This is a genomic window from Vibrio sp. 10N.222.55.C6, assembly GCF_041473395.1.
GTDB classification, from domain to species: Bacteria; Pseudomonadota; Gammaproteobacteria; order Enterobacterales; family Vibrionaceae; genus Vibrio; species Vibrio crassostreae_C.
In genome coordinates this window covers 1-24,101 of record NZ_JBFRSD010000020.1, presented here as the reverse complement: position 1 = coordinate 24,101, position 24,101 = coordinate 1, and the positions used below count along the sequence as shown (strand labels likewise).

At 43.8% G+C, this 24,101-nt stretch carries 22 protein-coding genes and 4 pseudogenes; 14 read left to right on the top strand and 12 right to left on the bottom strand.

Features of this window, described 5'->3' with window-relative positions:
- The first annotated feature begins 359 nt into the window (after positions 1–359).
- The 7 genes and pseudogenes from AB4486_RS13995 to AB4486_RS13965 all read left to right on the top strand — a co-directional run bounded on the left by AB4486_RS13995 (position 360) and on the right by AB4486_RS13965 (position 6,265).
- The gene (locus AB4486_RS13995; protein ID WP_017059097.1) at positions 360–854 is read left to right on the top strand and encodes a YcxB family protein; all 495 of its coding nucleotides are present in this window, start codon (positions 360–362) and stop codon (positions 852–854) included.
- 79 nt (positions 855–933) lie between these two features.
- Positions 934–1,659, top strand: a pseudogene (locus AB4486_RS13990) (metallophosphoesterase family protein).
- Positions 1,660–1,722: 63 nt separating this feature from the next.
- Complete coding sequence (locus AB4486_RS13985) at positions 1,723–1,902, top strand: hypothetical protein (RefSeq protein WP_017059095.1); 180 nt, start codon at positions 1,723–1,725, stop codon at positions 1,900–1,902.
- A gap of 200 nt (positions 1,903–2,102) precedes the next feature.
- Positions 2,103–3,011, top strand: coding sequence for a LysR substrate-binding domain-containing protein (locus AB4486_RS13980; RefSeq protein WP_372117411.1), 909 nt, complete (start codon positions 2,103–2,105; stop codon positions 3,009–3,011).
- 128 nt (positions 3,012–3,139) lie between these two features.
- Positions 3,140–4,309, top strand: a complete 1,170-nt coding sequence (locus tag AB4486_RS13975) for an MFS transporter (RefSeq protein WP_102333225.1) — start codon at positions 3,140–3,142, stop codon at positions 4,307–4,309.
- Positions 4,310–4,687: 378 nt separating this feature from the next.
- Positions 4,688–4,936: a hypothetical protein gene (locus tag AB4486_RS13970; protein ID WP_102333224.1), complete on the top strand. Its 249-nt coding sequence runs from the start codon at positions 4,688–4,690 to the stop codon at positions 4,934–4,936.
- A 186-nt stretch (positions 4,937–5,122) separates the two neighbouring features.
- Positions 5,123–6,265 (top strand): diguanylate cyclase, encoded by a 1,143-nt coding sequence (locus tag AB4486_RS13965; protein ID WP_102333223.1) that lies wholly within the window; start codon positions 5,123–5,125, stop codon positions 6,263–6,265.
- Between the two features lie 156 nt (positions 6,266–6,421).
- Here the strand turns inward: AB4486_RS13965 and AB4486_RS13960 are convergent, their stop codons facing one another.
- Positions 6,422–7,168 carry a nuclear transport factor 2 family protein gene (locus AB4486_RS13960; protein WP_017059089.1) on the bottom strand — a complete coding sequence of 249 codons (747 nt, stop codon included), beginning with the start codon at positions 7,166–7,168 and terminating at the stop codon, positions 6,422–6,424.
- Between the two features lie 197 nt (positions 7,169–7,365).
- A complete protein-coding gene (locus AB4486_RS13955) occupies positions 7,366–7,866 on the bottom strand; it encodes a nuclear transport factor 2 family protein (protein WP_017059088.1) in 501 nt (166 codons plus the stop codon).
- A 164-nt stretch (positions 7,867–8,030) separates the two neighbouring features.
- Here AB4486_RS13955 and AB4486_RS13950 point away from each other — a divergent pair, with 164 nt between their 5' ends.
- Complete coding sequence (locus tag AB4486_RS13950) at positions 8,031–8,915, top strand: LysR family transcriptional regulator (protein WP_017059087.1); 885 nt, start codon at positions 8,031–8,033, stop codon at positions 8,913–8,915.
- Here AB4486_RS13950 and AB4486_RS13945 read toward each other — a convergent pair.
- Together AB4486_RS13945 and AB4486_RS13940 are read right to left on the bottom strand one after the other, a co-directional pair.
- Positions 8,912–9,934, bottom strand: a complete 1,023-nt coding sequence (locus AB4486_RS13945; RefSeq protein ID WP_372117408.1) for a DUF2955 domain-containing protein — start codon at positions 9,932–9,934, stop codon at positions 8,912–8,914. The two genes, AB4486_RS13950 and AB4486_RS13945, sit on opposite strands and share 4 nt — an antisense overlap.
- Positions 9,935–9,946: 12 nt before the next feature.
- Positions 9,947–10,997 (bottom strand): annotated as a pseudogene (locus tag AB4486_RS13940) (HlyD family secretion protein).
- 406 nt (positions 10,998–11,403) lie between these two features.
- Here AB4486_RS13940 and AB4486_RS13935 point away from each other — a divergent pair.
- On the top strand, positions 11,404–11,646 hold the full coding sequence (locus tag AB4486_RS13935) for a hypothetical protein (protein ID WP_372117406.1): 243 nt from the start codon (positions 11,404–11,406) through the stop codon (positions 11,644–11,646).
- 116 nt (positions 11,647–11,762) lie between these two features.
- On the opposite strand, the gene AB4486_RS13930 is transcribed toward AB4486_RS13935, so the two are convergent.
- Positions 11,763–13,574, bottom strand: a complete 1,812-nt coding sequence (locus AB4486_RS13930; protein ID WP_372117404.1) for a PLP-dependent transferase — start codon at positions 13,572–13,574, stop codon at positions 11,763–11,765.
- 142 nt (positions 13,575–13,716) lie between these two features.
- On the opposite strand from AB4486_RS13930, the gene AB4486_RS13925 reads away from it, so the two are divergent.
- Complete coding sequence (locus AB4486_RS13925; RefSeq protein WP_017068562.1) at positions 13,717–14,172, top strand: Lrp/AsnC family transcriptional regulator; 456 nt, start codon at positions 13,717–13,719, stop codon at positions 14,170–14,172.
- 11 nt (positions 14,173–14,183) lie between these two features.
- On the opposite strand, the gene AB4486_RS13920 is transcribed toward AB4486_RS13925, so the two are convergent.
- Positions 14,184–14,810, bottom strand: coding sequence for a type II secretion system protein (locus tag AB4486_RS13920; protein WP_372117402.1), 627 nt, complete (start codon positions 14,808–14,810; stop codon positions 14,184–14,186).
- Between the two features lie 408 nt (positions 14,811–15,218).
- Here AB4486_RS13920 and AB4486_RS13915 point away from each other — a divergent pair, with 408 nt between their 5' ends.
- From AB4486_RS13915 to AB4486_RS13905, 3 genes are all read left to right on the top strand, one after another.
- Entirely contained in the window at positions 15,219–16,127 is a 909-nt protein-coding gene (locus AB4486_RS13915) for a dienelactone hydrolase family protein (RefSeq protein WP_017059076.1), read from the top strand.
- Positions 16,128–16,458: 331 nt separating this feature from the next.
- Positions 16,459–17,262 carry a MetQ/NlpA family ABC transporter substrate-binding protein gene (locus AB4486_RS13910; RefSeq protein WP_372117399.1) on the top strand — a complete coding sequence of 268 codons (804 nt, stop codon included), beginning with the start codon at positions 16,459–16,461 and terminating at the stop codon, positions 17,260–17,262.
- Positions 17,263–17,459: 197 nt separating this feature from the next.
- On the top strand, positions 17,460–18,140 hold the full coding sequence (locus tag AB4486_RS13905) for a haloacid dehalogenase type II (protein ID WP_017065459.1): 681 nt from the start codon (positions 17,460–17,462) through the stop codon (positions 18,138–18,140).
- Positions 18,141–18,307: 167 nt separating this feature from the next.
- Here the strand turns inward: AB4486_RS13905 and AB4486_RS13900 are convergent, their stop codons facing one another.
- The 3 genes from AB4486_RS13900 to AB4486_RS13890 all read right to left on the bottom strand — a co-directional run bounded on the left by AB4486_RS13900 (position 18,308) and on the right by AB4486_RS13890 (position 19,986).
- On the bottom strand, positions 18,308–18,676 hold the full coding sequence (locus AB4486_RS13900) for a hypothetical protein (protein WP_372117397.1): 369 nt from the start codon (positions 18,674–18,676) through the stop codon (positions 18,308–18,310).
- Between the two features lie 15 nt (positions 18,677–18,691).
- A complete protein-coding gene (locus AB4486_RS13895; RefSeq protein WP_017070388.1) occupies positions 18,692–19,564 on the bottom strand; it encodes a patatin-like phospholipase family protein in 873 nt (290 codons plus the stop codon).
- A gap of 83 nt (positions 19,565–19,647) precedes the next feature.
- Complete coding sequence (locus AB4486_RS13890) at positions 19,648–19,986, bottom strand: hypothetical protein (protein ID WP_017059071.1); 339 nt, start codon at positions 19,984–19,986, stop codon at positions 19,648–19,650.
- A gap of 317 nt (positions 19,987–20,303) precedes the next feature.
- On the opposite strand from AB4486_RS13890, the gene AB4486_RS13885 reads away from it, so the two are divergent.
- Positions 20,304–21,812, top strand: a complete 1,509-nt coding sequence (locus AB4486_RS13885) for a DUF3360 domain-containing protein (RefSeq protein ID WP_017059070.1) — start codon at positions 20,304–20,306, stop codon at positions 21,810–21,812.
- A gap of 115 nt (positions 21,813–21,927) precedes the next feature.
- Here the strand turns inward: AB4486_RS13885 and AB4486_RS13880 are convergent, their stop codons facing one another.
- From AB4486_RS13880 to AB4486_RS13870, 3 genes and pseudogenes are all read right to left on the bottom strand, one after another.
- On the bottom strand, positions 21,928–22,854 hold the full coding sequence (locus tag AB4486_RS13880; protein WP_372117395.1) for a hypothetical protein: 927 nt from the start codon (positions 22,852–22,854) through the stop codon (positions 21,928–21,930).
- A gap of 608 nt (positions 22,855–23,462) precedes the next feature.
- Positions 23,463–23,678, bottom strand: a pseudogene (locus tag AB4486_RS13875) (alpha/beta fold hydrolase); the annotation flags it as partial.
- A gap of 119 nt (positions 23,679–23,797) precedes the next feature.
- Positions 23,798–24,101 (bottom strand): annotated as a pseudogene (locus AB4486_RS13870) (recombination protein RecF); the annotation flags it as partial.

Sequence of the window (24,101 nt, the reverse complement as noted above, 5' to 3'; positions counted from 1 at the left end):
AGCAGACTATGCCAGCCCCTCAACAGTAGTGATAAAGCACGCTAATCACTATAGACTCCATCAACCAACAAAATGAGATCGAAGTTTTATCCAAAAATGCCAGTAGTCCCAACAACCGGGTGACTCCACAGGTCTATCCATCCCATCACCAATTTTTTAGGTGACTTTAAAGATGCCCCTACACTAGTCTGATAGCTAAAGTTAGAATAGACCCGTTAAGTATCATCGATTTACAAAACAGAGCCAAAATATCTAAATAAAAACAGTGAGAAGCGATACAATAATCAAGTTGCAAAATTGCAGCGTGGGACACCTGCCCACTGACAGCCCATTCACAGAGAACCATAAAGTAGCCTCACATGTCTAAAGAACCCGGTTTCACTACAGAATACAAACTCGACAAGACGTTTTTCGCGGAGTGTTATGATCAAACTAGCCTTCCGACTCAATTTCCAAAAGCCTACTTAAAAGGAATACTGTTTCTTATTTTTGGTGTGGTTCTGCTGGAGTTTGAACTATTACCTAACGGCTATGTTGGCTGGTTCTTTATTGTTTTGAGTGTGATTGAAGCATTCAGTGTGTACTGCAAAAGAACCTGGTGGTTATGGCGACAAAAAATCAGCTCAGGCGCAGGCAGCAAAATTGTCTTTCAAGGTGACGCTAACGGAGTAAGTTACAAAAACCACAAAGCGACCAACACCATCGCGTGGAGTGACATCGACCAACTTGAGCAGACCGATCTTGGTTTTATCCTGCATATCGGTAAACAGCGCCAATATGTGAGTAAATCTTGTTTAAACGATGAAGCTATTGCCTTCATGATTGAACACCACGCCGCATCAAAAGCGAAATAACACCAATAAATGCCTGCTGACTTAGCAGGCATTTTTCTATCACTTTTAATTCTACGTATCGAATTACCGGACAATAACAATGAATACCGTGTACCAAATCAGTGATTGCCACCTTTCCGATGAATCCAGCTATGAGAACCTGCGCAGAGCACTGGAATACGTCAACAAAGACACGGCATGCAAGACCATCTTTCTGACTGGTGATATTTGTTGTAACCCAAAGTCTGGCGACTACGTTCGATTAGAGGCATTCATTAGGCAACACATTAGCGACCAATCCATTTACGTGATTGCGGGTAATCATGATGACTCTCGCTTAATGCGCACAGAGCTAAAAGGCTCGACGATTTATGTCACCGACAAAGCCACCATCGGTGAACGAGAGTTTGTGTTCCTAGACTCAAGCTTCAAGCCGCTAGACAGCCGCCACCCACTTGGTTCAGGGCGTATTGATAACCGCGGCATGGCTCAGCTAAAACAACAATTGAGAAAGGCCAATGATCCTATCGTGGTTGTTCACCACCCTGTCATTCCAGTCGGTGCAGATTGGATGAAAGCGATCCGCCTAGAGAACGATACTGATGTGATGAAAGTGCTTCGAAAATATCGCGTTCGTGACGTGTTCTGCGGTCATGGCCATGATGAAATAACAGCGACACAGCAAGGCATAACTCAATATATGGCCCCGTAGACAGCCTATGGCTTTGACCACTCGATCAATGAATACAATCGCAGCGAGAAGATAGGATTAAGTCGAATCTCGTTCTGTACTGATTCCATCAACTACCAAGCTGTCTATTTTTGAACCCTATCTTACTGTCTTAAACCTCATAGATTAGCTTTCAAATAAACCAAACTATATAGAGCTATGCCAATAGAAGAGGCTTGCGGCGATTCAATTTATCAATCTGTGATTGAAGCCCACAACCCAACTTCCACAACGGGTCAACGTTCAGTAGAAGAAATTACCTGGTTAGCACTGATGACTGTAAAACAAATGCACGATTTAGTTCGGCGCAATCTCGAAAACGAAGAGCTCGAAAACTAAAAGTTTGAAAAAGAATTATCTAGAAAACAGAAAGCTTGAAAGCTGAATACGTAGGATTATCGCCCCACTCTCACAAGTGACCAGAGCCTTGCAAACGTTATTACCCTAAGGTTTGCTAGCAAGGTCTTTGTGATTGATAATAAAAGCAATATAGGCGCAAGTTAGCGCTTTTTTATCACCTAGGTTTATATTGAGGCTATATGGAAATCAAAGTACTAAAAAGCTTTGTGGCTGTCGCGACACATTGCAGTTTTTCAAAAGCTGCAAAAGAGTTAAATACCGTTCAACCTGCCATTAGCCGCCATATCACAAGCCTTGAACACGAACTTGGAGTGAGCCTATTTTTCCGTACATCTCGCGAAGTCGTCATTAGCGCCGCAGGGCAGCACTTACTTAAAGATGCGATTAGACTCATCGAACAAACGGAACAAGCAAAACAGTCCGCGATTCGAGCTTCTTCTGGTTGTATTGGTACTTTAACTATTGGTTATCTTGGAGGCGCAACTCTGAGCTTTTTGCCTCGTTTAGTTCGACAGTATATTGCTGAAAACCCCAATATTGATGTTGATCTTGTTGAGATGACGGCTTCTGAACAGATCGAAGCTCTGGACAAACGAGAGATCGATATTAGCTTCTCTCGCCCACTGCCGAACCTGCTTGTTGATGATTACACCTCGGTGACGATTTATACAGATAAGCTTGTTGCTGTTTTGCCCGTCACCCACGAGTTGGCTAAATACTCCACCATTCAAATGAAACAACTGCAGCAAGACCCTTTCATCTTATTTGAACGTGAACAAGCGGTAGGATTATTTGACTCCATCATTACTCAATGTGACCTATCTGGATTCTCTCCAAATATAAAAAAACAACCCAACAACATGCAAACCGTGTTAACCCAAGTCTCTTCTGGCTTAGGTGTATCTATCGCACCGTATGCAATTCGTGATTTACGCAGTGAGGGATGTGTATTTGTTAATCTTGAATCTGTGGACGTACAAATGCCATTAGTGATGACACACCATTCGCATACTCTATCCCCTACAGCCAGTGTCTTTGTTGCTGTCGTACAGAGTGAAATTGAGGCGATTCAACAAAACATGGCTTAGAAAGTTATCTATACCATATTCGTATAGAATTTAAATCAAATGGTTATTTTTGTTATTCAATCGCTAACCTTAGACTTAGCTCATCGAAATCATTCATTAAAACGATGAACCAAAGTTAAGGTGTCACCATGTCAAAATTGACCACAGAAGTGTTGAGCACAGGACGTTTATTACTGATGTCGAGCGCAGTCTCGGCAACTGCTGCAAACCTTTATTATAACCAACCCATCTTACCTAAGATCGGCGCAGAGCTAGGGTTAACAAGCGAACAGCTAGGCGCAGTGCCAGCTGCCGGTCAGATTGGTTATGCCGTGGCATTGCTATTCTTATCGCCCTTAGGAGACACGTTACCCCGCAGACGCCTAATAGCGATCTTGTCTGTCATGTTGGTGTTGTCATCTTTTGTCGCGTTTACTGCATCTAGCTTAGTGGCTCTGGTTGTTGCGTGTTTTGCGATTGGTTTGAGTGCCAACATCACTCAGCAGCTGATTCCATTTGCAGCGTCACTAAGTACTCCAGAAACGAAAGGAAAAGTCATTGGCACATTAATGACAGGCCTAACTGTGGGCATCTTGCTTTCGCGTACACTCAGTGGGTTCATCGGTGAGCAGTTTGGGTGGCGCGCGGTATTTATGATGTCAGCAATTATTGCGATGGTCTTTGGTGTGTTGCTGTATGCCTTTTTACCGACGAACACGCCGACAACGAAAATACCTTACCTTAAACTGGTTGCGAGCATGGCCACGTTAATCAAGCAGCATGCGACACTGCGTACTTCCGCTTTAACTGGCGCGCTTTGGTTTGCTTCGTTCAATGCGCTGTGGGCGACGTTAGCTCTGCATGTCAGTGAATCTCCGTTTAACTACAATGCACAACAGGCAGGAATGTTTGGTGTTATTGCTCTTGCTGGAGTCATTGGAGCAAAAGTTTCAGGGTCACTGGTGAGCAAGTTTGGCTCTCGAAACATGATCAGTATGGCGTTAGTTATTATTACTGCTGGTTTTATTATATCGGGGCTTTTCGCTGACACATTGGCTGGATTGATCGTCGGTATCATTCTCATCGACCTTGGGGTATTTAGCGCTCAAGTATCGAACCAAGTACGCGTATTCTCAATTGACCCACAAGCTCAAAGTCGTATCAACGGAATCTATATGCTTGGCTACTATCTCGGTGGTGCGTTTGGTTCATTTGTGGGAATTCAGGTATTTGAACGTGCGGGTTGGATTGGTGTTGTGGGCTTTAGTATTGCAGTCGTGATATTGAGTTTTATCGTTAACCGTTCAAATAAGCAATAAGTCACCTCGTCTTAATTCTTGAACTTACCAATATGCACAACGGATATTCACTCTGTAATTGATAGCAAATTACCACCCAGTGATTTGCTATCGTTCTAGATCTAATAAGGCAGTAATAACTCTACTCTCTCAAGTTTTGAATATCATGATTCTCAAACAAGCTTTCCCGCCTAGAGCGCTGTTATGCCTTTGCGAGATGATCTTGGTCTATTCTTATCATTTAAACGACTGAGTTCCGAGGCTTTGAGTATGAACAAACTGTTTTTAATCTTATTGGTTTTTCTTTTGTCCGGATGCGGAACAAGTGATAGTGCTTTGATTGAGAGTGGTCACAACACCTCTTAGATACAAGGTTTTCATGACGGTAGGCATAGCGGCATGCAAGAAAGCGGCAATAGCTTCGAAAACTACATAAAAGATGGAAAGCGTTTTGAATCAGACAGTGACTACAAGCAAGGCTGGATCGCGGGTGAGTCTGAGGGGAAAAAGCTACAAGCAGAAGCAACAGCGATCGGTAAAGGTGCCGCTGCTAGTTATCCTCAAAAATCGACAACGACGGATTTAGATGAAGTAGCAAAAGACACCTTAAAAGGCGTCGATACATCGGGCTTAGAGAATTTAAAATAAAGGTATAACAAAGCTAAGGTTAGGCTCCTGAATAACTCGCACCTTGCCCTACGCTTACAAATGCACCTGAGCAAAAATTGATGTGCATCAGCATATAGTTTAATAATGATTAACTACTAAACATTCATAATACAAATTGCGCAATACTGAATTGAGAGAGTTCATTTTTACGTTGTTGGTGATTTCATGGATGTACACACCTTAGCTATATATACCTCTTTGTTAGCAGCTACGGTTGCGAGTGCTATGTTGTTAACGCATAAATATATACTCGCAGGCACCACGTTAGGGGTAAATTATATTGCTTATGCTGCTTTGCTGTTAGGAGCCAGTGTTACCCCACTTTCGTTCGGCGTTACTCAATCTTCAGAATCCATCGTTTTTCTTTCCAATGGTGCATACGCAACGGCTTTTGGTTTGTTACTCGTCGGCATAACCGTGTTACGAGGAGCAAGTCGATCTTTTCTCGTAATATCAATCATCATTAGCTCCCTTGGCATTAGCTTCTTCCTTTATAGCGCCCTAATTGCGCCTTCTGTTACTTCTAGGATCGAGGCTCGAAGTATTCTCGTTGTGACGATATGTATCTTAGCCCTCTGTGCAAACTATTCAGGGGAAAAGCACGATAACAGAGAAGCAAAGTGTCTGTTGAATCTGACCCTGTTTATCAACATTCTCTATATGGCAATTAGGGGCGTACTTGCTCATACCAAAGGAACGAATTCGAACTATTACCTGATATCAGATATTCATAAATTGTCTTTCGTTATCATGACAATCACAATTGTTAGCCTCGCATTTTCAGTGTTTTGGATCTTAACTGATCGTTTGTTGAAGCAGACCTATCGTTCATCGATCACTGATGAACAAACCGGCCTTTATAACCGTAGAGGCCTAGCAGAACTGATACCCAAGCTTGTTCAACCAGGCCGAGAGAGTGACATTTCTGTACTGATTGCCGACCTAGATCACTTCAAAAAAATTAATGATACCTATGGTCATGACAAGGGAGATGATGTGATTAAGCACTTTGGTCAAATTCTTGAAGATACATGCCGCACAAGCGATTTCTGTTTTCGCTATGGTGGAGAAGAGTTTGTTGTCATGTTACCTAGAGCGAATAAAGTTCAAGCAATGCAGATAGCTGAAAGAATAAGAAACCACGCAAAACACAACTCCAATCAAGAGCTCTCTTCTGGCACGTATACTGTCAGCATTGGAGTGACTCAAGCCCTCATAAACGATGACTGGAATTCATTAATTAAAAGAGCGGATAACGCCCTCTACGACGCAAAATCTCAAGGGCGCGATTGCATTGTTGAGCGTTAAGCCGAGTTGTAAAACAGTGTAAATATTCTTCCATCACAAAACATGTTGGCTAAGATTCAAGAGGTTAAACACACACAACCAGTAAGGTTAGCAAGGATGCGCTTTTTCGGTTTGTTTTAGCGATAGCATTATTGGCGTAACTCCCTTAAAGCGACTCTAGAACTTCCCGCCATTTACCCATTCTGCTTTTGGTGGCACGGGCTCTTGGTTTACCCATATCTCTTTAATTTGACCTCCCTCAACTCGGAATAGATCAAAACGCGCAACCTCGAGACCATTATCAATAACTCGGCTGTAAGCTGCTACGAAGTTACCTTGACCGACAATCTTGAACACTTGGTCATAGCCACCAATATAGCTATCTAAAGGGCTCACATCTGAGGCTTGATAAACGGCTAGCTCTTCGTGCTGGAGATACTTTGATAGCTTGTCTTTCTGCCCTAGTACCATGACATCACATAAAAAATCACGGATAAGGTTCTTATTCTCCTCTGTTTTATCTAAGTCAGTATGATTGATTGGCCCTTGCAGTCGACCTTCCCCTTCCGTCGGTTGAGCTTCGAAGGCAGAAATCACATCCCAATGTTCAATAATTTTATCGTCATTATCGGTATCGAATAGATCCGTAGTCACCCACTTATATTCGCCATTATTAATATCTTGGAATGCTTGAACAAACACGAATTGGCCATCGACGATTGAACGTATGATCTTTATGTCTCTAACAGGGCAGCGTTTTAAGAACGGTTCGAAGAACTCAACAAAACCATCAATACCGTTGCGAACCCCAGTGCTATGTTGAGTATAACGTTGACCGGTGTACTTCGTTACCGCCTCTAATGCATGACCATCTCGGATACCTTCCATATACAGATTAGTCGCATTCGCTAGCTTATTGCTCATAGATAGTTTCTCCAAACTTAATAGTGCCAAAGTACGTTATTTGGCTCGTACACTGAAACTCAGAACTAGATTGTCTCAGGTGTCCTTTTAACTGTCGGATTGTTGAATAGGCTCTTCGCGTCGCTATTCAAAACCAAGTTAAGCTCGATATACGTCTACAGCATATCGAGCCTTTACAACCTAATTGGTCACTGTGGTTACTGTTTGGCGTGATAAGCTTTAGATACTGCGTAGCTATCCTCAAACCAGTTCCAACTCTTCACTTTGCCATCTTCAACCTGAACTCGAACCGCCCAGCTGAATTTACCCGTGTCTACACCAGATTCATTCGCAATGGCACTCATGCTGCCCATGAATACTGCTTGGTCGCCGTTTACAAAACTATAGTCTGTTGACCAGCTTGTGACTTTCAAACCTGCGCCAAATAGAGGAAAGAAAGTGTTGAGCACTTTTTCTTTTGACTCCCAGTTACCGATCCAAGGGATGTCGGCGTCACCTTCGTTGTGCCAGACAAAATCATCGGCCATTAATGACTCGAGTTTTGCCATATCACCTGAGCCTGCCGCCCATAAGAATGCTTGAGCCGTTTCTAGTGTCTTTGCTGAATCGACTGCTTTTGTTTCATCTGCAAGGGCTGGAGTGAATTGAAAGAAAGCCAGAAGACTCGCTAGACCGATAAGTAGATTTTTCTTTAACATTTTCTTTCTCCTGATTGTCAATTTTGAAGCTCAATGCGTGGGAGATTAAAAGTGCCATCAGTGCATGCTTTGAACTTCAGTTCTGTTTGTTGCCTTGTTGAGATAACTATAGCTGTGCTAAATTTTTGGTAAACTCACTAATTGAACACGTTGGATATGCGCAAATGCACAACATAAGATGGGATGACCTGCAATATGTTCTAACAGTGGCGAATGAAGGATCCCTGTCGGCCGCGGCAAGAGCACTTGGTGTAAACCACAGCACCGTTTTACGTCGTATTGACACCTTTGAGTATCGTCACAAATTACGAATTTTCCATAAACTTCCTACCGGATACAAACTAACGGTTGAAGGGCAAAAGCTTCTGGAGTCAGCTCTCGCTATCGAATCCACAGTAAGAGAATTGGAGCACAAGGTTTTTGGACAGGAATTGAAGCTAGAAGGTACGCTAAGAATAACGACGACCGATGCGTTATCTCGCCTCATTCTGGGTACTCATTTGGCTGCTTTTCATCGGCTTTATCCAAAAATTCAGTTAGAACTCAGCCTCACATCTCGTCAATTGGATATTTCACACCTAGATGCAGATATCGCGATTCGCCCGGCAAATGAGTTGCCAGCCCATTTAGTTGGGACCAAGTTAAGTAAAATTGCCTTTGGTGTTTACGGATCGCCAGAATATATAAATGGCCTTAAGAGTAAGCACCCCTTAAAGTCTGCATCTTGGTTAATGATGCATAGAGGCAGTGCTTCGCTACAGGTTTCTGAACTGATTTCGGAAGACAAAATTGTCATGAAAGCCGACTCTTTTGAGCCCCTGATCATCGCGGCTGAAAATCAGATGGGGTTAGCCTACTTACCCTGCTTTTTAGGTAACAGTAAGGGAACTCTGCAAAGAGTAGATATGGAAGTGATGCACCAAAATACAGACCTATGGATGATGACTCATAAAGATTTAGAAGATTCAGCCAAAGTAAAAGCATTTTTTAATTTTATGAAAGGCGCAATCAAATCAGACCATAATCGGTTGGCCGGATTTGATTATTAGCGAACGAGTGCCGGCTCTTCACCATTAGGCTTACGAACAAAATGACACAAAGCCCACAGCACAAACAAAGTCACAGTCAGCTCCCAAGCGCGTAGGAAGGTACTTTCCAACCCTAAATTGCTACTGGTCATGTACAACTGAATCGGCAGCATAGTCGCCAATAACGCATCGGCATGAATGTCTCTGGCTGAACCTTTCGCTTTGGCCATTGATGCGGTGATCATAAAGGCAAATAAACCCAACACTATGGTGTAGTAACCGAATGTAGATTGATGCCCTGCCATCAACAAGGTGAACACCACGGCGAATGCACAGCCGCCCACTTGAGTTTGAAAACGGCGGTCAACCACGTCGATAAAGCTTTTGTGTGTGGTTTGGGTTGCAGCAGCAATCACTGGCACCATGCAGAACGTTGCAGAGATAATGTCGACAATCATCAAGAATGCCAAACCAAGACCAATCAACGCGAGTGAAATTGCTCTGCTCTCAAATGTGACAGGCTGTTCTTTAAATACAGGAGGCTTGTTTCCTTGCTCAACAGGGAACAGAGCCACCATGGTTTTTGCTACTACCATGGTAATCAACATGGATACCAAAATTTCATGAATACGCATCGGCATATCCATGGTGGTATGCTGAACAAACACCACAATCAAAATCCAGTTGAAGGTTGGCATCAACATTTTACCTTTCTTCGCTGGCGTAGTGGCTCGACGACGCATAAAGTCGAAGAAGAACAGGCTGATGGTCCACACCACAAACGGATACTGTGAAAATACCTCAGTCACCACCAACGCTGTACTTGCTGCCAATAAAGTGGGTGCCAAGGTACGGATCAGACCAAGCCAAGAGTAATCTTTATTCTTGGTCATGATGATGGTTGGATACAACGCCAGATAAACGGGAGAGTCTAGGTTTAGTAGCTTTCCCAACACCATACAAATCGTCACAGTAAGTGCGACACGCAGCGCTTCATTACGTTGAGAATGACCCTGTGCGGTGTTTTCAAATGTCCACATCGTCATCTCCTACTAGTAGATGTAGCGAAATGTTGAAACCAAGTGAATCCAAGCAGAGCCAATAACGTGCATTATTGGGTTACCGCTTTCAACAATCACACTCGCTCGTGAACCTGAGATCATCGAAGGATCCAGTTCGTTAACGGTAATGCGGGTACGTACTTTCTGTTGCTCACGGATCCAACGCGTATCATTGGTCACGCTAGACAGTTTGCCATTGGTGTTATTGGTGTCGTAAATCGCACGCTCTTGGCTACTCACTTCCCCCGTAAAGACTTTTGCCTGGTAGCGCATCAAAAGAGACCAAAACTTCGCGGCCATTAGTTAGCTTATCAATGCCTTTCTCATTGAAGTCCGCACTGATCCACGCATGAGCTTCGTCCACCAGCAGCAATGATGAAGTACCTTGAGTGATATAACTACCCGATTGCAATTGCAAGTTGGTCACGACGCCTTCCGTTTGCGCGACGACTTGAGTGTGGCCTAAATCCAGTTCCGCACTGGCAAGTTTTGCTTCTGCCAATTCAATGGCCGCTGTGCGGTCTTGGGTCGATAACTCAACCTCAATGCGTTTCACTTCCGCGTTCGCAGCTTCAACCGCACTACTCGCAACTTGTGTATTGGTGATTGCATCATCAAGATCTTGTTCCGTCGCGAGCCCTTTGTTACGCAGTTTTTGGTTACGTGCGAGTTTCTGTTTCGCGTTGTGATATTCGAATTCTCGTTGGCTTTGTGTTTGTTTCGCTGCTGCTAATTGCTGCCATTTCGCTGAATCAGAGTCACGCGCTTGATGCAGTTCGGCTTTCGCTTGTGCCACTTTCAATTGGTAGCTACTGGCATCGATAGCAAATAATGGTTGACCTTTTTCAACCAACTCGCCATTACTAACCATGACGTCGGTAATTACGCCGGACACTTCTGGCGCAATGGTCGCGACGTTACGATACAAAGTCGCTTGAGTGGTAAAAGGGGAAACATTATCTGAGGTGACTAAAAAAGCGGAGAACAATGCTGCCGCTGAAAAAACAGTGTAAATCGCGTATCTATAAAAGTTTTCGTTCATGCTTGTACCTAGTTTTCATTCGTTATAAAGCGCCGCGCTCACGGCTTATTCGATTCTCTTTTCTACGAAAACTAGGTTATAACCATTCACAAATGGAAAACAGAGCCAATAAAAGAAGTGAGGATTCCACATTTGGAAAGGTTGATGATTTGTACCGATTTCGCTCAATGGTTGAACGAAAAGGTCAGATAAGGGTGTATTGAAACGTTCGCATTCAGTTCCTCCCCTTTCCTTCCCAGCGTTCAATAAGAGATTGAAGAAGTAAGACCACCCGACTTCATTCCATTGGATTGCTTAATTTTCGCTAGCTTCTTATGGTTAAAATGCCTATTGTACAAACCATAAAATTATAAAGACTCGCGGCCTTTGCCACAGAGACTCTCCATTTAAAGCGAAAAGACTTACTATGAATTTTGATATCAATGCACTGAAACACCACCAACGGGTCGAAGATGGTCAATTAGAAGGGTATTACATTCATCAGCCTGTGCAAGGCAGTCAACCAGATGACAAAGCCGTTTTAGAAGAGCGCCAAGCGCTGGAAAGCCAAGGATATAAGGTGGTTCAGGTTAAAGCGAAAGGCGGAACAACTACGTTTGCCGAGGCTATGCAAGAACTTGCGAAGAAGACAGGCCACCAGCCTAAATAGTAAGTGACTTGGTAAACCAATATGATCATCGAGAAAGCACCCTACCGACTATTGAGTCAGCTGGGTGCTTTTTTATTGACGGGCTTTAACTGACTAATCTTGTTAACTGACCTAAGTTACTGACTCAGCTGACTGAACTTCGGCAAGCTTTTCACAAACTTCTGGTGTACATCCATATAAGTTTGCATATAGATTTCATCGATATTGTCACCACTCGGGAAGCTGGATGAGAAATCTACGTGGTTGCGGTCAATCGACAATTTAGCCGCCTCGACAATATGAGCAATGAACATTCGAGGATCTTCCAAGCCAATAGAGATACGCATTGTCGTCGGTTTGATACCGGCTTCATTGAGCGCTTCATCACTGAGTTCTGAGTGCGTAGTCAGTGCTGGACACAGCGCCACTGTATTGGTTTGCCCTAAACTTACTTGCATGCCGATAGCGGGCTCAAGCATGTCGAAGAACTGTTTGAAGCCATCTCGATTGATTGGCGCACGGTCGCCATTGCCTTCCATATCGATAGTGAAAAGCGCCGCTGGTAGCCCCAAGTACATGTTGTTCTGGCAGTGTTCATAGTTATCACTATCTGGCAAAGCAGGACACGACACATTGATGTCTGGGTGAGCATCAAAGATCTTCGCGAGAGTCAGTGTATTAATCGTTTTTTGCACCACTCGCATCTCATACGTTTTCATACCATTGAGCACTTCAAACGCTTTATCTGCATCTAGGAATGCACCCTTAATGTAGTACACATTCCAAAACAGCGTTTCGTTCCATAGGATTTTGGCCTCATCACCGTTGGGCTTGGTGAAAGTGACCTCCTCTCCTTTTGGCACAAACATAGTCTCATTGCGACCAATCACAACCCCAGCAGTTGTGGTGCCAGAACCCGCCAGTTCTTTGGTGTAGGAGTGAATCACATAATCTGGTCTTTCCATCACATCGTCACGTTTTAGTACTGGGTGCAACAATGGTGTACCCACTGTTGAGTCAACAATCACATCCCAACCACGAGAGTGACCAGCTTTACTGATGCTAGCAACATCCAACACGTATCCATGCGGGTTACACGGTGACTCTAGGTAAACGTAGATTTTCTTACCTGCAGCGATGCGATCTGCGTATTTATCAGCAACCTCATCAAGGCGCGTCGCAAACTCATCACCGGAGTAACCATCCACCCACTCTACCGCGACATTCAGATTAGAAGGTTTTCCAAACCAATCTTCCAACAGCTGGTAAGAACCACCGTAGATATTGCGTGAAGCCAAAACAATGTCTTCATGCACGAGCAAGTGGCTCAACAACCCATCAATAGCCGCCATACCCGAGTTAAAGTTCCATGCGAGGTATTCGTTGGCTCTAGAGCCTGCCTCGATATCAACCATATGGTTAGCCAGTGAAATCGATGTAGGGTTAAGCAGTCGAGAATATATATCGTGCAACGGCTCTTTACCGTTAAACGCATCTTCAATCCATTCTGTACACGCAAACAAATAGGTCGCGGTACGTGTAATCACAGGGCTTGCAGAAAATATAGCAGCGACATTATCGAAAATTGGATACGCACCTTTAGACGCAAAATTACCATTATTGGTGGCAATAGACTGGTAAGTGGCGCGCATTGGGTTTTGCAGATTATCGAGGATCTTAGCGATCTGGAATGACAAAAAACGTTTGGCGTTAAACCAAGCGATTCGGTCACTTTTATCGAGCTCTGAAAGTCCATCAACCGTCAATGCCCAAAGATCGTGTGTCTTGGTATTGGCTTGGTACAGTGTCGTCGCCAGTTCAATCAGCGTGATGCCGTAATCGCTATTTGGGTCGATACCAAAATGCTTTGCTTGCTCAACGGCAAGAGCTTCTGCTTGTTCGTGTTTGGTGGTTTTACGCAGCGGGCTAAGTTGAGTTGAAGTATTCATAATTCCTAAGTCATTCCATGCTTGTTGTTCCTTCTTTAATTTTAGTTTTGGGCAGATGTTAAAAATTGCTATTTGCGAAGTAAGACATACACTTTGAGCAATAATATTGCCAAACTAAATTCAATATTGATGGATTATGCCAATGGACGAGATCGACAAGAAAATACTGGCTGAACTGCAAAACAACGCTCGGCTGTCTAATCAAGAGTTGGCCGATCGAGTAGCACTGTCGCCCTCTCCTTGCTTACGCCGAGTTCGGTCATTAGAGAAACAAGGGATTATACGTGGCTATCACGCCAGCGTTGACCAAGAAGCGTGTGGCCTGCCCGTTAATGTGTTTGTGTTGGTGAAGCTTGAAAAGCCAACTGAAGAGAATATGCGAGACTTTGAACAACACATTGAAGTGATTGATGAGGTGTTAGAGTGCTTTCTGATGACAGGCAATCACGACTACCTTTTGCATGTGGTCAGTGAATCGCTCAAAAGCTACGAGCAGTTCATCCGTAAACAACTAACTCGCCTGCCTAATATTGCTTCTATTGAATCCAGCTTCGCCTTCGGTCAGGTAAAAACTAAGACCAAGTTGCCAGTGAGGTAATTAGAAACGACTTAATTTGTCTGTGCTGAAGGCATTGGATAGTCATCTCCAATCATACAGATAAGAGCGCCACCAAAAGCTTTTTCGTAACGTATTTTTCCTGTCGCATCTGAGCTTTCTATACTCGAACTGCCGTCCACAATCTTATTAATTTCTTGTGCGACTTTTGTTGGTACCAACCAGATACAAGCTGCAACAGAGCAAGTGGATGATGACGATTCACAACCTGTCTCGGAGCTTCCTCGTGCCCATTGGCTGCCCTTTTCCTTAAGCAGTAATTGCGTTGCTATGTAATCTGGGTGATCGATGTACTGATCACCACCTATCCATGTATCGCCATAAGGTAGATATGGTCCTCGCCATGTTGATAAGCCCGGATTTTCAATTAAGTGATTGATGTTTAAGTAGCCGAAGTTCGTGTCGGTATCGGAAGTAATAGGAGGCAGAGAGCCATTGTCACGAGAATATTGCTCAGCGGCATCCAAAACAGTATTCAGTTGGCCGATTAGAAATTTTGCCTCGTCGACACGGGACATACGGTTCCCGAACTGGTTGTAGATAAAAAAAGCGGCAATGAGCATCAGTAAGCCAAACGTTACAAGTTTCCATTTTTTTATCTGACGCAGAAGTTTCAACATCTATTTTATCTCTCATCAAGAAGGTTCTGATAACGCTAAGGTCGTCCCTATGAGAAAGATTATACCAGAGTAAAATCAAGCGTTTTGCATTGAAACTTACTTGTCCATGTCTGCGGAAAATAAGCCTAGCTCTAATGTGCCCAACTTCGATTTAGAGCCTCCCTAAAAACAAACAATCATCACACCCGACTTCACTGACTTAACCCTCAAATCAACCTTGTATTGAATTGCTCCGTAAAACAAACCAAAGCGATGGAAATCGATTCGAAGTGATCGTTTTATCGGACTGTCATCTAATTTTTGTACTTTGATATAACAAATAGCTCAAAAGTTATTGAGTGATCGTTCAATTATATCAAATTTTCCACTATAGTTGATTGGTCAAACAACTCACAACAAGGAAAAGTTATGAATCCAAATACCGAATCTCAATCAACGCCGACTCGATCTATCCCTCAAGAAGCATTTGATTGGTACGACGAATATGCACACGGCCTGATTGATCGCAGAGAGTTTATGGCTCGTCTATCTGGGCTAGCTGTACTTGGCTTAACCATGACGACGCTAACTTCTGCACTGATTCCTAATTATGCGCAGGCAGAGCAAGTCTCTTTCAATGACCCTTCCATCAAAGCAACCTACGAGAAGTTTCCTTCACCTAAAGGACACGGCGAAGGCTATGGTTACTTGGTTGTACCCAAAGAGTTAGAGGGCAATGCGCCTGTTGTATTGGTCATTCATGAAAATAGAGGCCTCAATCCATACATAAAGGATGTGGCAAGACGACTCGCAGCGGCGGGGTTTATTGCGTTTGCACCTGATGCACTCTATTCGCTTGGCGGGTATCCAGGTAATGATGATGAAGGTCGAACGATGCAGAAGTCGCTATCAAAAGAGAAAATCGAAGAAGACTTTATCGCAGCGGCAAACTTCTTGAAGTCCCATGAAAAAAGTAACGGTAAGCTAGGCGCAGTCGGTTTCTGCTTCGGTGGCTATATCGTGAATATGTTGGCCGCTGTCATGCCAGAGCAACTCGATGCAGGCGTTCCATTTTATGGTACTCCTGCCGCACCAGATTTAAGAAAAAATGTAAAAGGCCCCTTGCTCATCCAATTTGCGGGAATCGATAAACGCGTGAATGCGACTTGGCCAGATTATGAAGCCGAACTCAAAGAGAACGAAGCAGACTACACAGCTTACATCTATGACGGCGTGAACCATGGCTTCCATAACGATTCAACTGGCCGCTATGCTGAAGAAGAAGCAGAGTTAGCTTGGAAACGTACACTTGAGTTCTTTAACCAAAAGCTTTCTTAATAGTTAGCTTTACTGAACCCGTTTTCTTTAGATTCCGAGTGACTGCCCTATTCCCTACAAAACCCAAAAGGCCTCGCACTCGCGAGGCCTTTGTTGGTCGGTAATCAGTTCCTCCCTTTTCCCATTACCAACAATAGGTTTGAGATGTAAACCAAGGGGGTTAGAAGGGGATTGTCGGTCGAGTCTCACGTACAGAAGCCTCGTTGATTCACTGACTTAACCGCTCATCAATGTAACTTCGCTTCAAACAAACCTATTGACCCGATCGCGCAAATAGATAATATAGATAGCTAGACGTCTACATGTCTTTTATTTATTAAATGGAGTTATCATGAACAGCTACAAAAAAATCACAGCATCCCTGTTGGCATTAGCTTTCGTATTCGGTGTAACAGGATGTGGAAAAAAAGACGAGGCTGTCATCAAGATTGGGGCGACAGTTGGCCCACATGCACAAGTTGTACAAGCTGTTGCCAAAGAAGCAGCAAAGCAAGGGATAAACATTGAACTCGTCGAGTTCTCAGACTATATCACCCCTAACGCAGCATTAGATGATGGAAGTATCCAACTGAACAGTTACCAGCATCAGCCATTCCTCGATAACTTTAATGCCAATCACGATAGCCAGTTAGTTTCTATCGGACGTTCAATTTTGATGCGTATGGGCGTTTACTCGAACAAGTACACTTCGCTTGATTCTATTCCCGAAAACGCTCGAATCGCGATTCCAAACGATCCAACGAATGGCGGGCGTGGACTATTACTGCTTGAAGATGCAGGGCTGATCTCATTAAAAGACAACGCTGGTTTCAACGCGTCTTTAAACGATATTGTTAGCAACCCGAAGAACATTCGATTTGTTGAAGTGGATGCCGCGCAGCTACCCCGCTCTCTTGACGATGTAGATGCTGCTGCAATCACCATGAACTATGTAATGTCGGCTGGACTCGACCCTAAGAAACAAGGCATTTACTTAGAGAAAAAAGACGCACCTTTAGCAGTGATGGTTGTTGCGGCGCGAGAAGAAGACAAAAATAATGAAACGTATAAAAAGATTATCTCAATTTACCACTCACAAGAGATCAATGACTTTTTAGACAGCACTTTCAAAGGCACCATCGAAGCCGCAAAATAAGCTAAATCGTTTCAGATTTGGCGTTGCATGATACTCATAAAGCAACGCCAGATTTGAGTTGGCGGGTTGTCGTTGACGCATTCCAGCTTCTTTTCAAATTAGAGAGCAAAGCTTTAGTTACTTGAATGGAGGTTGAAAACCATATCGTCAGAGCAGATTATGTAAGCATAAAATTCAATTAAATCTGGGGGCTTTGCATGAAAAAAGAAGTGATACTTTTTGATATAAACGAAACGGTTTTAAATTTGGAGTCATTACAGCCTAAATTTAAAGCGGTGTTTGGAAAGGAGGATGCATTATCACTTTGGTTTTCAAAGCTTTTACACTCTTCAACGGTTTGCATCGCAACAAACGTAAAATCTACTTTTTCTGAATTAGCGAATGCAGCGCTCAACGCTATTGCACAACGGTACAAGTGTGATTTAACGGCGGAAAGCAAAGGTGCCTTGTTAACTTCTTTTGCCAATCTACCACCGCACACAGATATCAAAGCGTCTTTGCTCAAATTGCGCGAGAACGGGTTTAAAACCGTCGCTTTTTCCAACTCATCCCTCGATCTCATCACTTCTCAAATCAAGAACTCAGGCTTAGAAGATTATTTCGACACCGTCATTTCCGTTGAAGAAACAGGCAGTTTCAAACCCAATTCAGATGTGTATAACTTTGCAGCCGAAACTTTAAAAGAGCCTGTCGAAAACCTTCGTCTTGTCGCTACTCATGATTGGGACACTCATGGTGCGCTATCCGCTGGCTTACAAGCAGCCTATATAGACCGAACAGGAGTTGAGTATCATTCCTTGTATTTGAAACCGGAGATTAGCTCAAGGACGATGAATGGTGTGGTGGAACAAATAATTAAGCACAATTTAGACAAGTAAAATCTCAAGAGACTTTTCTACTCCTGATTCGATACAACCACCCTGTAGTGGTCAACAAATTCCGGACACTGACTTAACCGCTTTGATCAACCTTGTGTTGAACTGCTCTGGTTATAGAGACGCTGTCGGTTACCTAAAAACTGCAGTTACCTAGCAACAAATATAAGCTAGAAACTACTGTAAGAATGAGGAACGCGTTTGTCTTCATCCCAGCCTGATAGCTCAATATTGATCAATGATTTGCGCTTCTCGTTACACAGTGAAGCGATATTGATGATAGGCAGTTGACTACGAAACTGCGCTGTAAGGATGACCTTTTTACTTTCGTTAAGGCTGCTTCGACATTGCGCCAAAACCGCTTCAGTATCTAGTTGGTGTGCGTTCTCGATAATTTGGATATCAGCATTCTCTTGATAGCAATCTATCAACCAAGATACAGCAGGCTCTTCTATGCTGGTGAGCACGATGACATCTTTTGTTGTGACCAATTCTTTGAGTTCAGATAGTTTGAGTTCAGTTTCCATAGTTACCCTCATTCAGCAGCAAATACATTAAAGTCGATTGCCCAGTTTAGCCTGTGCTAAGTGGTAGCCTCTGTCGATCATCTCTTGTGAGCGATCAAACTCTAGGGTGCCACAAGCATTGCGTGGGATCTCAAGCGTGATATCGGCGGGGTAAGCGGCCAGCTTTTGGCGAGCAATGGTCGATTGCATCGCATCAAATGCTTGGTTGGCAATATCGTAAAAAGCAAAGTTGAAGCTCATTTTGCTTTTTACACTGCTACCGAGGTTATCGATAAAATGCACAACCTTCTCATGCAGGTTGCTCTCTTTTGTTGGCAGGGAAACCGGTATCACTTCCTGTTTAACCATTTCAGGTTCACCACCTAAATTCACAGCCAGTGTAAAGTCTGTATTATCACCAAAGGTAGGCGCAATCGGTACGGGATTAAGAACGCCGCCATCAATCAGCACTTCTCCATTGATAACGTGAGGGGTCAAGAACAGTGGCAAAGAGATAGAGGCGCGAATGGCATCAAACAGAGAACCTGATTGCAGCCAAACCTCTTTTTCATCGGCGACGTTAGCGGCAACTGCGGTATAAGGGATGGGCAGATCTTCAATTGAAATCTCGCCGATCAGTCCACGCAGAGTGTCGATGATCTTGTCCCCTTTGAACATACCACTCGACTGCCATGAAAAGTCCAACAACATCGCCATATCACCTTGGTCGATACTGGTGACCCACTCTTCAAATTCATCCAACTTGCCCGCAGCGTAGACACCACCGATAAGTGCGCCAATTGAACAGCCAGAAATGGATTTTATCTGATAGCCATGCTCAATTAACCAGCGGATGACTCCAACGTGAACCAAGCCTCTTGCGCCACCACTGCCAAGTACCAATGAGATCGTTTTTGCCATCATATTAATCCTTTAGTTTTAAATTCTAGGTGGGCTAACTCGCCGATTTACCAATTCGCCGATCTCAACTCACTGAATCACTCTCAGTCCATACGGGTAATGAAGGTTTGCTCGTCATCGACAAAAGCCACGTAGTCGCCGTGATAGATAAAAACCCGACCACGCCCTTCAACGATACACGCAAGCTGTGGGTTCAAATCTTCTTCAATATCTCTACTTTGAAAAGTGCCGGTATCGGTGATCACACCGCGGAGTTTAGGCAAAAATCCATAACTGCGTTTGGCTTGATCAATCAGGCTCAACTCGCTGGCGGTAGAAAAGCAAGCTGGGATTGGGCCTGCATCTTCGATAAACATAGTTTTCAGTTCTTCAAAGGCTGTAATTACCAGCCAGTCGATGCCATTTACGTGATGGATAAACATTGTTTATAAATACCTAGTTTCTCGATAACTCTAATGCGGAGATTCTATCACTATCAAGTGCAGAACGTGGGAGAAATTAAGGGACTACAAATAACCAGACACATACTATCTACAGGGTCTAATACTAGTCGTCCGACTCTACGACTAATGTCTAACCGACTGAGTCTATTTGTTTTTTTTGGTTTGGTATAAGGTACTAACAACTAAATGTTAATGGGTTTTTAATTATAAGTTGACGCATTGTTTGCACTTCATACCGTGAGTCAACAACGTTTGTTGGAATAACACACCTAAGAGTGTGAACGAAAGGAATCAAAATGAGCACTACTTTAGAGTCCGCACATATACAAACAGAGAAGCCTCAAGCCAATGAGGATGAACTCACCTATGAACAACAACATAAACCAAGCTCAGAGTTTGAATCCCGAGAACAGTATCTAGAACACGAATTGCAAATCATGTCGCCTAAGCGCTGGCGTCCAAATTTGCCGTTTAAAGATTATCGATTTGAGATAGAAGACACCATCCCAGCGATGGCGGCGACCATTGGTAAAGTGGTTATGGTGGGCGCGATTGCAGCCACCTTTGCTGGGGCTCTCGGATTAAATGAAGACTTCATTCTAGAAAACGTTCGTTATGAACTGCTCATCGCCTCTGTTTTCATTATTATTTTCTCTGGCTTTTTATTGCCGACTGCAAACCTCGCAGGGACCCACGGCCCACTTATCCCTTTGATTCCGATTGTGGTTGCAGCAGGTGGACACCCGATGGCGTTTGGCCTGTTGATTGGCGCTTTTGGCCTCATCTTAGCCATCAGTAAAGGTGGCAGCATGTTGGCCAACCTCACCAGTAAAGGCGTGTGTGGCGGCTTATTGCTCTACCTCGGCTTTGTTGGAACCGCCTCTCAAGTGAAAAAGCTTTTCGCTTGGGCTGAAGGAATCGGTATGAGCCACATCGCGTTTGTGGTGATCTTTTGCACCATTATCTTGTACGCGCTACTGGAACACTTCCGCAAACGTTGGTTAGCAGTACCTCTTAGCTGCTTGTTGGGTGGTACGATTGCATTTGCCATGGGCGCCCCATTTGCTTTCCACACTGAGCCAGGCTTGCCCAACATGAACCCTATGTATTGGTGGGGAGAAGATACAGGTTGGATGCTAGGCCTACCGACGATTGAACACTTCATGGTGGTATTGCCGTTTGCGATTCTAGCCGTAGCGATGTGGTCACCGGATTTCTTAGGGCATCAAGTATTCCAAAAGATCAGCTACCCAGAACGTACCGAAAAAGTACACATGAACATCGACGACACCATGACCACGGCATCAATTCGTCAAACGTTCGGTTCTCTGCTTGGCGGTACTAACTTTACGTCTTCATGGGGGACTTATATCGTACCGGCTGCGATTGCTAAACGCCCTATTCCTGCCGGCGCGCTGCTCACAGCTCTGTTCTGTATTATCGCTGCTGTTTGGGGCTACCCGATGGATTTAGCTATCTGGCAACCTGTACTGTGTGTGGCGCTGATTGTTGGGGTATTTGTTCCATTGCTAGAAGCTGGAATGGAAATGACGCGTGAAGGAAAAACCACACAGTCGGCAGCGATTGTTGTATTTTCTTCAGCGCTCGTTAACCCTGCATTTGGCTGGGCTCTCACCATGCTGTTAGATAACTTAGGCTTAGTCGGTTGTAAAGAACGTAGTAGTGAACTGAGTAAAATGAGCCGTTGGGTGTTGCCTGGAACTATGTTTATTGTGCTTAGTGGTGTAATGGCGTTGGTTGGTCTTCTACCGGGCATACCGGCGATTATCCCAAGCTTTCGTTAAGCTCGATTAATATTTAGTTTTAGTAAGAACGCAAAAAGGCCTCGCACACGCGAGGCCTTGTTTTATCTTCGTTCCAACGAACAAGCAGAGAAGCAATTTACGATGGTAAACCAAATCAACTCGAGAGCCATTCGTCCAGTACTGTGATGAATTTAGGGTTAATGAGATAACCGATGGAAGCATGTGGATTGCTTTTCCCGTTGCGAATATTGAGGTTATAAATCGGGTGGATATCTTTCATTCCACCGGGTATTAGATCCAGTTTGAGCATATCCTTGAAGTCATTTTTAATTTTGCTGTCATGAGAGATAAAATCATCTTCTGCCGATATGTTTATCCATTGCTGAATGTTTAACGGGTACTTCTTCTCATCTTTCAAGCGGCTCCCTTTTAGCCTATCTTTTACGTTTTCATCGCCTAACGGGGACCCGAGCGTCAGCAATAAGTTGACCTTCTTGTCTGCACCATAGTCGTGTCTATACTCTCCGTAATGAGACAACTTCCACAGCACGTCATAACTGATCATCGACCCAAGGCTATGCGATACAATCATCACATCATCCTGATTATCAAGCGCTTCCTTCAGTTCAACCATTAGCCTATGCCTAACATCACTGCCAAAATAGGTATCTTCATTCCAATAGTGCGCCATGTCCGGCGCGACCTTAGTTATGAGTGTCTCGGCCACACCTAGCTTTCCAAATAGCGATGAAAAAGTATCCGCTAACGCCTCTTTTAGAAAACCAATTTTAGATACCTTGTTATACGTTGTTTTATTGAACTGGTTTGTTTTGTACTTTTTGAGTTCAGACAGAGCTTGCTGTCGACTTGCAGGATCTTCCGTTGGTTTCTCTAACAATGTGTTTGATAGCTCACCGTAATAGACAAACCGTTTATCGACATCTTTAAAAGCTTGTAATGAACTTGAGCCGATACAATCTCGCTGTAAGCCATGCTCTATAGCCTCGTACCAGAGTGCTTGAAGGGAAGCTTTATCGGGCTTTTGAGCGCGACCATGAATGAATATTATTTTCTTAGCCATAACAGGACGTCCTAAACACATAGTTAAAGTGATTATCAGTAGAAAGCACCACTAGATTCGGTCAGCCCTTACTAATAACAGGGGTGCTAATTACATATCTAGAGGTGGTTGGTAGACCATTTATATAACTATGAGGCACAAGTTTAAGGACCATAAACGAATGAACGATGCGATCATTACTCGCAAATTGAAATGAATGTATCTAGCAAAACCTCCAACTCACAAAAAGGCCCCGCACATGCGAGGCCTTAGTTTTATCTATAGAATGATTACATCCATCTTTTAATAACTACAGCACCCTACTTCACTGACTCCACCGCTTTCATCAACATTGTGGAATGGTTCTAGTAAGCCAAAGCCTCCCCCTCTAGCTCCCCCTCGAATGGAGTGACCCGATCTCTTGAGACACAAGAATGAGGGGGAGAACATTCTTTGTCGCTGAACATATGCCAGCACATATAGCGATCGGTATTTAGTTCCTCCCCTTTCCCATTACCAACAAGAGATTGGAGATGTAAACCAAGGGGAGGTTAGGAGGGGATTATCAGCCTATTCTCACGTGAATCTGCCCTAGTCGTTTCGGGAGCTGTACAGCACGTAAGAAAGCCCTCACCCACTTGGTTTTGCCAAAGCCTGCTGTCTAGGCTCCAGCCGTGAATGAAGATCAGCGCCGTCTCCCAGCTCCCACTTTTGCCATACGCAATTTGCTCACCATCGTGAGATATCGCAATACTGTACTTAACCGTTGAATCATGAGCCATGGCACTAATGCTACTAAGCGTCATGAATACCAAAAGTGTGATATTTAGAATTAAACGTTTCATAGTGTATCTCTACTTACTTTGGAGGGCACACAAAAAGTGCCCCTCTCAATCAATATAGCTACTATAAAGTGTGAAGCTTTAGACGGGTCAAGATGTAAATTAGACCAAGCATGATGCACCTAAACTTGTTCTAAAATCTTATTCAACAACCTTAACTCACTATTAGCTTTTTCAAGGCGGTCTCTGCAATTTTGCACAAGTTCTTGAGCAGCATTATCAACAAAACCTTGATTTGCTAGCTGCCGGGTAGCTTGTGCCCTAATCCTTTCATGTTCTGCTTTCTCATGGTTTAGCTTCTCAATAGTTTTGTCTTGATTCAACTGAACCTCAAACACCCATAACTTCTCATAGATTGTTTGAACTTCTAGGCTAGTTGTTGCATGAGAGAAGTTATAGTTATATTCGGCGTTGTTGCCTAAATCA